Consider the following 856-nt stretch of genomic DNA (forward strand, 5'->3'; position numbering starts at 1 on the left):
ATATGAAGCGGATAACTTATATTAGAAATTTCCTTCATTAGCAAATCTTTACCGTCAACTTGATTCTTTTCAAACTTTCCTTGCAAAATATTAATGTTATTAACATTAAATGCTTTTTCAATACATTCTAAAAACACTTCCAAATACTCTACAGTTGTATTTTTACCGTTAATAAAATTCATCATAGCTGTCTTAATTTGTCCCTTTGTTTTACGACTACTTTCATATCGATACTTCCTACTAATTTGGTTAACTACTTCTTCCTTTTCTTCCTCATTTAACAAATCCAAAAATTTTCTAACATTATCAATACCCATTACACTAACTCACTTTCCTTCAAATAAAACTTCTAATCTCCTCGTAACATATCGATTATGTTGATAATGAATATAATCACAAATACCTGCCAGGACTTTCTCCTTCTTATTTGATTTTTGATTAATTTCATATAAGTTACTTACAAGTCCCGAATACTTCACTATAAATTCCATTGCCTTCAATTCCTCCAAGCTCATTTCTGAAATTGAATTCAGTAATTTATCTTTATATGCTTGCTCTTCTGTATTGTCCAATATATGAATCCCTTCCATTTTCAATATCATAAATAAGGATTCTATAATTTCGGGCGATGGTTTCTTTATCATTCCTTTTTCTAATTGAGTAATGTACCCCGGACTTACTCCTACTCGTTTTGCTATTTCCCTAACTCCCATTTCCATTTGGAGCCTTTGTTTTTTTAGCGTTTGTCCTACAACAATCGGATCAAAATTCATATAACAATCCCCTCCTATGTTTACTGTTTAGTATTAACAAATTAAACAGTGTATAAACATTTTATTTATAGATACACTAAACA

Annotated in this window: 2 protein-coding genes; both read right to left on the minus strand. The window is 29.8% G+C overall.

All coding sequences use genetic code 11. The features are described 5' to 3' along the window. Positions 1-317, minus strand: a 317-nt coding sequence (locus RCF13_RS06770; RefSeq protein WP_308140994.1) for a hypothetical protein, incomplete at its 3' end; no start/stop codon positions are given. Between the two features lie 9 nt (positions 318-326). Next, on the minus strand, positions 327-773 hold the full coding sequence (locus RCF13_RS06775) for a helix-turn-helix transcriptional regulator (RefSeq protein WP_270703923.1): 447 nt from the start codon (positions 771-773) through the stop codon (positions 327-329). Between the last annotated feature and the right edge of the window lie 83 nt (positions 774-856).

Source organism: Stenotrophomonas maltophilia group sp. RNC7 (assembly GCF_030910085.1).
Lineage (GTDB): Bacteria > Pseudomonadota > Gammaproteobacteria > Xanthomonadales > Xanthomonadaceae > Stenotrophomonas > Stenotrophomonas sepilia.